The organism is Vibrio bivalvicida (assembly GCF_001399455.2).
Lineage (GTDB): Bacteria > Pseudomonadota > Gammaproteobacteria > Enterobacterales > Vibrionaceae > Vibrio > Vibrio bivalvicida.
Genome location: NZ_LLEI02000035.1, coordinates 21024 through 29092, shown reverse-complemented (window position 1 = coordinate 29092; position 8069 = coordinate 21024). Strand labels below are relative to the sequence as shown.

At 45.5% G+C, this 8069-nt stretch carries 7 protein-coding genes; all 7 read left to right on the top strand.

Annotated features, from left to right (window positions below):
* The first annotated feature begins 315 nt into the window (after nucleotides 1-315).
* The 7 genes from secE (at nucleotide 316) to rpoB (ending at nucleotide 8056) form a co-directional block, all read left to right on the top strand.
* A complete protein-coding gene (secE, locus tag APB76_RS13675; protein ID WP_049842778.1) occupies nucleotides 316-696 on the top strand; it encodes a preprotein translocase subunit SecE in 381 nt (126 codons plus the stop codon).
* Between the two features lie 13 nt (nucleotides 697-709).
* A complete protein-coding gene (gene nusG, locus APB76_RS13670) occupies nucleotides 710-1258 on the top strand; it encodes a transcription termination/antitermination protein NusG (protein ID WP_049842777.1) in 549 nt (182 codons plus the stop codon).
* A gap of 183 nt (nucleotides 1259-1441) precedes the next feature.
* Nucleotides 1442-1870, top strand: a complete 429-nt coding sequence (gene rplK, locus APB76_RS13665) for a 50S ribosomal protein L11 (RefSeq protein ID WP_006957115.1) — start codon at nucleotides 1442-1444, stop codon at nucleotides 1868-1870.
* Nucleotides 1871-1874: 4 nt separating this feature from the next.
* On the top strand, nucleotides 1875-2576 hold the full coding sequence (rplA, locus tag APB76_RS13660) for a 50S ribosomal protein L1 (protein ID WP_049842776.1): 702 nt from the start codon (nucleotides 1875-1877) through the stop codon (nucleotides 2574-2576).
* A 299-nt stretch (nucleotides 2577-2875) separates the two neighbouring features.
* The gene (rplJ, locus tag APB76_RS13655) at nucleotides 2876-3370 is read left to right on the top strand and encodes a 50S ribosomal protein L10 (protein ID WP_045975435.1); all 495 of its coding nucleotides are present in this window, start codon (nucleotides 2876-2878) and stop codon (nucleotides 3368-3370) included.
* A 57-nt stretch (nucleotides 3371-3427) separates the two neighbouring features.
* Nucleotides 3428-3796 carry a 50S ribosomal protein L7/L12 gene (gene rplL / locus APB76_RS13650; protein ID WP_049842775.1) on the top strand — a complete coding sequence of 123 codons (369 nt, stop codon included), beginning with the start codon at nucleotides 3428-3430 and terminating at the stop codon, nucleotides 3794-3796.
* Nucleotides 3797-4027: 231 nt separating this feature from the next.
* The gene (gene rpoB, locus APB76_RS13645; protein WP_049842774.1) at nucleotides 4028-8056 is read left to right on the top strand and encodes a DNA-directed RNA polymerase subunit beta; all 4029 of its coding nucleotides are present in this window, start codon (nucleotides 4028-4030) and stop codon (nucleotides 8054-8056) included.
* Nucleotides 8057-8069: the final 13 nt, after the last annotated feature.

Here is an 8069-nt window from a genome sequence, read left to right as displayed (position 1 = left end):
CGTACAGTTGGTGCTGGTGTTGTTGCTAAGATCTTCGACTAATTCTTCGGAATTAGCTAAAGACTTCGGAAAATCTTTGAATAAGATTTGACGAACCAGTAGCAAAAAGGGCATCATTTGATGCCCTTTTTCTGCACTATACAAAATGTCAGTTGTTTTCTTATGCAACATGGCATTAAGCAGGATTTTTGGTTGAGGTGTTGCGTCTCAATCAATAAAAGAGTACGTCAATTTATTTAAATTGTCGTTTCATGGATTTGCCCTGCAACAGCGGGGTTGTTGTCGTCTATATTAAGACTTAGACAGGTTGGTTTTATGAAAGCAAATAATGCTGAAACTCCTGATAGCTCAAATAGCGCAGATATTTTCAAGTGGGTTGTCACTTTTACTCTGCTAGCTGCCGCTGTTGTGGGTAATTACCTGTATGGTGAAATGTCTGTAGTGATTCGCGCTGCAGGTGTTGTTGTATTAATCGCTGCGGCACTTGGTGTTGCTGCTACAACAACTAAGGGTAAAGCTGCAATCGAGTTTGCAAAAGAATCACGTATGGAAGTACGTAAAGTGGTGTGGCCTACACGCCAAGAGACTATGCAAACAACTTTGATTGTTTTAGCTGTAAGTATTGTAATGGCTCTAGTGCTTTGGGGCATTGACGGCATTATGGTTCGTCTTGTCAACTTTGTGACTGGGGTATAGAGGGTTTTAATTCATGAGTGAAGCTCCAAAAAAACGCTGGTATGTGGTTCAAGCCTTCTCTGGATTTGAAGGTCGTGTAGCCCAATCTCTTCGTGAGCATATCAAAATGCATGGCATGGAAGAGCTGTTTGGTGAAGTTCTAGTCCCTACTGAAGAAGTAGTGGAAATGCGTGCAGGTCAGCGTCGTAAGTCTGAGCGTAAGTTCTTCCCTGGTTACGTCCTAGTTCAGATGATCATGAACGATGAATCATGGCACTTAGTACGCAGTGTGCCGCGTGTCATGGGCTTCATTGGTGGTACCTCGGATCGTCCAGCTCCTATCACTGATAAAGAAGCTGACGCGATTCTTAATCGTCTAGAGAAAGCAAGTGAGGCTCCTCGCCCACGTACTATGTACGAAGCGGGTGAAGTGGTACGTGTTACTGACGGTCCATTTGCTGATTTCAACGGTACGGTTGAAGAAGTTGATTATGATAAGAGCCGCGTGAAGGTGTCTGTATCGATCTTTGGTCGTGCGACTCCGGTTGAGCTTGAATTTGGTCAGGTTGAAAAACTCGACTAAGACGCTCATTTGTAGAGTATAAAAAATCACCTTTTTAGGCTTGTATAAGGCGCGGATTATGACTATAATTTCGCGCCTTATTATTTTGCTTTAAGCGAAAGCTGCAGAGCAAAATAACAAGTTTTAATATCAACGGGGAGCTGATCGGCCGATTAGCGATTGTACCCAAAATTAGGAATTATCATGGCTAAGAAAGTTGAAGCTTACATCAAGCTACAAGTTGCTGCTGGTATGGCGAACCCAAGTCCACCGGTTGGTCCTGCACTAGGTCAACACGGTGTTAACATCATGGAATTCTGTAAAGCGTTCAACGCGAAAACAGAATCTATCGAGAAAGGCCTACCAACTCCAGTTGTTATCACAGTATACAACGACCGTTCTTTCACGTTCATCACTAAGACTCCACCTGCTGCTGTTCTTCTTAAGAAAGCTGCTGGCGTTAAGTCTGGTTCTGGTCGTCCAAACACTGAAAAAGTGGGTACTGTAACTGACGCTCAAATCCAAGAAATCGCAGAAACTAAAGCTGCTGATATGACTGGTGCTGACATCGAAGCAATGAAGCGTTCAATCGCTGGTACTGCTCGTTCAATGGGCCTAGTGGTAGAGGGTTAATAAGATGGCTAAACTAACTAAGCGCATGCGCGTAATCCGCGAAAAAGTTGACGTAACTAAAGAATACGAAATCAACGAAGCTGTTACTCTTCTTCAAGAACTAGCGACTGCTAAATTCGTTGAGTCTGTTGACGTTGCTGTTAACCTAGGCATCGATGCTCGTAAATCTGACCAGAACGTACGTGGTGCAACTGTACTACCTCACGGTACTGGCCGCGAAATCCGCGTTGCAGTGTTCACTCAAGGTGCTAACGCTGAAGCAGCTAAAGAAGCTGGCGCAGACATCGTAGGTATGGAAGATCTTGCTGAGCAAGTTAAGAAAGGCGAAATGAACTTTGACGTAGTTGTTGCTTCTCCAGATGCAATGCGCGTTGTAGGTCAACTAGGTACTATCCTAGGTCCTCGCGGTCTTATGCCAAACCCTAAAGTTGGTACTGTAACTCCTAACGTTGCTGAAGCGGTTAAGAACGCTAAAGCTGGTCAGGTTCGTTACCGTAACGACAAAAACGGCATCATCCACACTACTATCGGTAAAGCAAACTTCTCTGCTGAGCAGATCAAAGAGAACCTAGAAGCACTTCTAGTTGCTCTGAAGAAAGCTAAACCATCTTCTGCTAAGGGTACATTCCTACAGAAGGTTAGCATCTCTACTACTATGGGTGCTGGTGTTGCTGTTGATCAGGCTAGCCTGAACACCGTAGCATAAATATTTGCTTAGGCGTGAAATTAGTGTATAATTTCGCGCCTAATATTTGTGGTTGGGGCTGAACTTTGGTTCATTAAATTCGTTAAGAATTTGCTGTGAATTATGACCCAGTCTCCGTCCAAGACCGTAGGTGTCTGACTTTGTTTGACAAATGATGGCTTAATATCCCTACGTAGATGGTGCCCGAACTGACAGAAAGCTCTATGTAAATAGTTACCTTTCTTCTGGGAAGCACCTCAATAGCTCTCACTGTTGTGATAATAGTGAGTGGTGTAACGACAACCAGGAGTAAATCCAAGATGGCTTTAAACCTTCAAGACAAAAAAGCAATTGTTGCTGAAGTCAACGAAGCTGCCAGTGGTGCACTTTCTGCAGTTGTAGCTGACTCTCGTGGCGTTGAAGTGGGCGCGATGACTTCTCTACGTAAACAGGCTCGTGAAGCTGGTGTTTATGTACGAGTTGTTCGTAACACACTAATGCGTCGTGCGGTTGAAGGTACAGACTACGAGTGTCTAACAGACACTTTCACTGGTCCTACTCTAATCGCATTCTCTAACGAGCACCCAGGTGCTGCAGCGCGTCTTTTCAAAGACTTCGCTAAAGAGAACACAGATTTCGAGATCAAAGCTGCTGCATTTGAAGGCGCGCTTACTGACGCTGAAGTACTAGCGACACTACCAACTTACGACGAAGCTATCGCACGCCTAATGATGTGCATGAAAGAAGCTTCTGCAGGCAAGCTGGTACGTACTATCGCTGCACTACGCGACCAAAAAGAAGAAGCTGCGGCATAAGCCTTGCTTTTTTCTGGTTGCTTAATAAACTTATTGTTGATTTAAAAGAGAATTGTTATGTCTATTACTAACGAGCAAATCCTAGACGCAGTTGCAGAAATGTCTGTAATGCAAGTTGTTGAACTAATCGAAGCGATGGAAGAGAAATTCGGCGTTTCTGCTGCTGCTGCTGTTGTAGCTGGCGGCGCTGCTGGTGGCGAAGCTGCTGCTGAGCAAACTGAGTTCGACGTAATCCTAGAATCTGCTGGCGGCAACAAAGTTGCTGTAATCAAAGCTGTACGTGGCGCAACTGGCCTAGGTCTTAAAGAAGCTAAAGGTCTTGTAGACTCAGCTCCTGCAGCTCTTAAAGAAGGCGTAGAGAAAGACGAAGCTGAAGCTCTTAAAGCTCAGCTAGAAGAAGCTGGTGCAAGTGTTACTGTTAAGTAATTATTGCATAGTTTCTTAGCCTAACGGCTAATGGCTGGTGGTTTTATAACCACCGGCCTTTTTGCGCTGTAGGGGTTGGGTGATTTTTCCGCTGTTTGAGCACCCAAGTTCCTAGCAAAAAACATTTCATTAGCTCTTAATGAAATGTCACTACGATCAAACAGATGTTAGTCACTGTCTCATAACGATTGGAGACAGTTTGGGTCACTTATCAGCGAGCTGAGGAACCCCATGGTTTACTCTTATACCGAGAAAAAGCGCATCCGTAAGGACTTTGGTACTCGTCCACAAGTGTTGGACATTCCATACCTGCTATCGATCCAGCTCGATTCGTTCGAGAAATTCATCGAACAGGATCCTGAAGGTCAATACGGTCTTGAAGCTGCTTTCCGTTCTGTATTTCCAATTCAGAGCTACAACGGCAATTCCGAGCTGCAATACGTTAGCTACCGTCTTGGTGAGCCAGTTTTTGACGTTAAAGAATGTCAAATCCGCGGCGTAACTTATTCAAAACCACTACGCGTAAAACTGCGCCTAGTTATCTTTGATAGAGACGCGCCAGCAGGTACTGTAAAAGACATTAAAGAACAAGAAGTCTACATGGGCGAAATTCCGCTTATGACAGACAATGGTACCTTCGTAATTAATGGTACCGAGAGGGTTATCGTATCCCAGCTGCACAGAAGCCCAGGTGTATTCTTCGACAGCGATAAGGGTAAGACCCACTCATCAGGTAAAGTTCTATATAATGCGCGCGTAATTCCTTACCGTGGTTCATGGCTTGATTTCGAGTTTGATCCTAAGGACAACTTATACGTACGTATAGACCGCCGTCGTAAGCTACCAGCATCTATCATTCTTCGCGCACTAGGTAAGACGACAGAAGAGATTCTGGATATCTTCTTCGAGAAGGTGAACTTCGAAGTTAAAGATCAAACTCTTCTAATGGAGCTTGTTCCTGATCGTCTACGTGGTGAAACTGCGTCTTTCGATATCGAAGCTAATGGCAAAACTTACGTTGAAACTGGTCGTCGTGTAACTGCGCGCCACATCCGTCAGCTTGAAAAAGAGGGCGTTGAGCATATCGAAGTACCTGTTGAGTACATCGTAGGCAAAGTTGCATCACAAGATTACATCAACGAGGCGACAGGCGAGATCATTGTTGGTGCAAACCAAGAAATCAGCCTTGAAGCACTAGCTAATCTTTCTCAGGCAGGCCACAAAGCTCTACAAACGTTATTTACTAACGATCTAGACCACGGTCCGTTCATGTCAGAAACCGTACGTATCGACAGCACTGTTGATCGTATTTCTGCACTGGTAGAAATCTACCGCATGATGCGCCCGGGCGAGCCGCCAACGAAAGAAGCTGCTGAAGCACTATTCGAAAGCCTATTCTTCTCAGAAGAGCGTTACGATCTATCGACTGTTGGTCGTATGAAGTTTAACAGCTCAATTGAACGTGAAGATGCTCAAGAGCAAGGCACACTTGATGAAACTGATATCATCGAAGTGATGAAGAAGCTTATCGCTATCCGTAACGGCATCGGTGAAGTGGACGATATCGACCACCTAGGTAACCGTCGTATCCGTTCTGTTGGCGAAATGGCAGAAAACCAATTCCGCGTTGGTCTAGTACGTGTTGAGCGTGCGGTTAAAGAGCGTTTAAGCCTTGGTGACCTTGATGCAATCATGCCTCAAGATCTAATCAACGCTAAGCCGATCTCTGCTGCGGTTAAAGAATTCTTTGGCTCTTCACAGCTTTCACAGTTTATGGACCAAAACAACCCGTTATCAGAAGTAACGCACAAGCGTCGTATTTCTGCATTGGGTCCTGGTGGTCTAACTCGTGAACGTGCTGGCTTCGAAGTACGAGACGTACACGTAACTCACTACGGTCGTCTATGTCCTATCGAAACGCCGGAAGGTCCAAACATCGGTCTGATCAACTCTCTATCCGCGTTCGCACGTTGTAACGAGTTTGGTTTCTTAGAGACGCCATACCGTCGTGTTGTAGATGGTGTTGTTACAGACGAAGTAGATTACCTATCTGCTATTCAGGAAGGCCAGTATGTTATCGCTCAGGCGAACACTGTTCTTACTGAGCAAGGTACATTCTCGGAAGAGCTAATCACTGCTCGTCAGAAAGGTGAATCTGGCCTACACCCACGCGAACATGTTGACTACATGGACGTTGCAACCAACCAGGTTGTATCTATCGCTGCGTCGCTTATCCCGTTCCTAGAACACGATGATGCGAACCGTGCATTGATGGGTGCCAACATGCAACGTCAGGCAGTTCCAACACTTAAGGCTGACAAGCCTCTAGTTGGTACTGGTATCGAGCGTAACATCGCAGTTGACTCTGGTGTTACAGCGGTAGCGAAACGTGGTGGTGTAATCCAGTCTGTAGATGCTTCTCGTATCGTTGTTAAAGTGAACGAAGACGAGCTGATCCCAGGTGAAGCTGGTATCGATATCTACAACCTAACCAAATACACTCGTTCTAACCAAAACACGTGTATCAACCAGCGTCCATGTGTGATGCCTGGTGAACCTGTAGCACGTGGTGACGTTCTTGCTGACGGTCCTTCAACAGACCTTGGTGAGCTAGCGCTTGGTCAGAACATGCGTATCGCATTCATGCCTTGGAATGGTTACAACTTCGAAGACTCGATCTTAGTATCTGAGCGCGTAGTTCAAGAAGACCGTTTCACTACGATCCACATCCAAGAACTATCTTGTGTGGCGCGTGATACTAAGCTTGGTGCTGAAGAAATCACTGCTGATATTCCAAACGTAGGTGAGTCTGCTCTGTCTAAACTAGACGAGTCAGGTATCGTTTATATCGGTGCGGAAGTGAAAGGCGGTGACATCCTTGTAGGTAAAGTAACGCCTAAAGGTGAAACTCAGCTAACTCCTGAAGAGAAGCTACTACGTGCTATCTTCGGTGAGAAAGCGTCAGACGTTAAAGACACGTCTCTACGCGTACCAAACTCAGTTTCAGGTACAATCATCGACGTTCAAGTATTTACTCGTGACGGTGTTGAAAAAGACAAACGTGCACTTGAAATTGAACAGATGCAGCTTAAAGAAGCGAAGAAAGACCTTACTGAAGAATTCCAGATTCTTGAGGGTGGCCTTCTAAACCGTGTTAAAGCTGTACTTCTTGACGGTGGTTACACTGAAGCGAAACTAGATGCTATCGATCGTAAGAAGTGGCTAGAGCTAACGCTTGAAGATGATGCTCAACAGACTCAGCTTGAACAGCTAGCAGAGCAGTACGACGAGCTACGTGCTGACTTCGATAAGAAGTTTGAAACTAAGCGTCGTAAGATCACACAAGGTGATGATCTAGCACCTGGCGTACTGAAGATCGTTAAGGTTTACCTAGCGGTTAAACGTCGTATCCAGCCTGGTGATAAGATGGCGGGTCGTCACGGTAACAAGGGTGTAATCTCTAAGATCAACCCTGTTGAAGACATGCCTTACGATGAGAAAGGTCAGCCGGTAGACATCGTACTTAACCCACTGGGTGTACCTTCGCGTATGAACATCGGTCAGATCCTAGAAGTTCACTTAGGTCTGGCGGCGAAAGGTATCGGTGACAAGATCAACCAAATGGTGAAAGAGCAGCAAGAGCTAGCTAAGTTCCGTGACTTCCTACAGAAAGTCTACGACCTTGGTGATACTCGTCAGAAAGTAGACGTTGCGTCTCTATCTGATGACGAAGTTCGTACGCTGATCAAGAACCTACGTGGTGGTCTACCGATCGCGACTCCAGTATTTGACGGTGCGTCTGAGCAATCAATCAAAGAGCTATTGAAACTAGGTGACCTACCAGAATCTGGTCAGCTAACGCTGTTTGATGGTCGCACAGGTGATGCGTTTGAGCGTCCTGTAACTGTTGGTTACATGTACATGCTGAAACTGAACCACCTTGTTGATGACAAGATGCACGCTCGTTCAACTGGTTCGTACAGCCTAGTAACTCAGCAACCACTTGGTGGTAAAGCTCAGTTCGGTGGTCAGCGTTTCGGTGAGATGGAAGTATGGGCACTAGAAGCATACGGTGCTGCTTACACGCTTCAAGAAATGCTAACAGTTAAGTCGGATGACGTTAACGGCCGTACTAAGATGTACAAGAACATCGTAGATGGCAACCACAGCATGGAACCTGGCATGCCAGAATCGTTCAACGTACTGTTGAAAGAGATTCGCTCGCTAGGTATCAACATCGAGCTAGAAGACGAAGAGTAATCCCTTCTTTCTT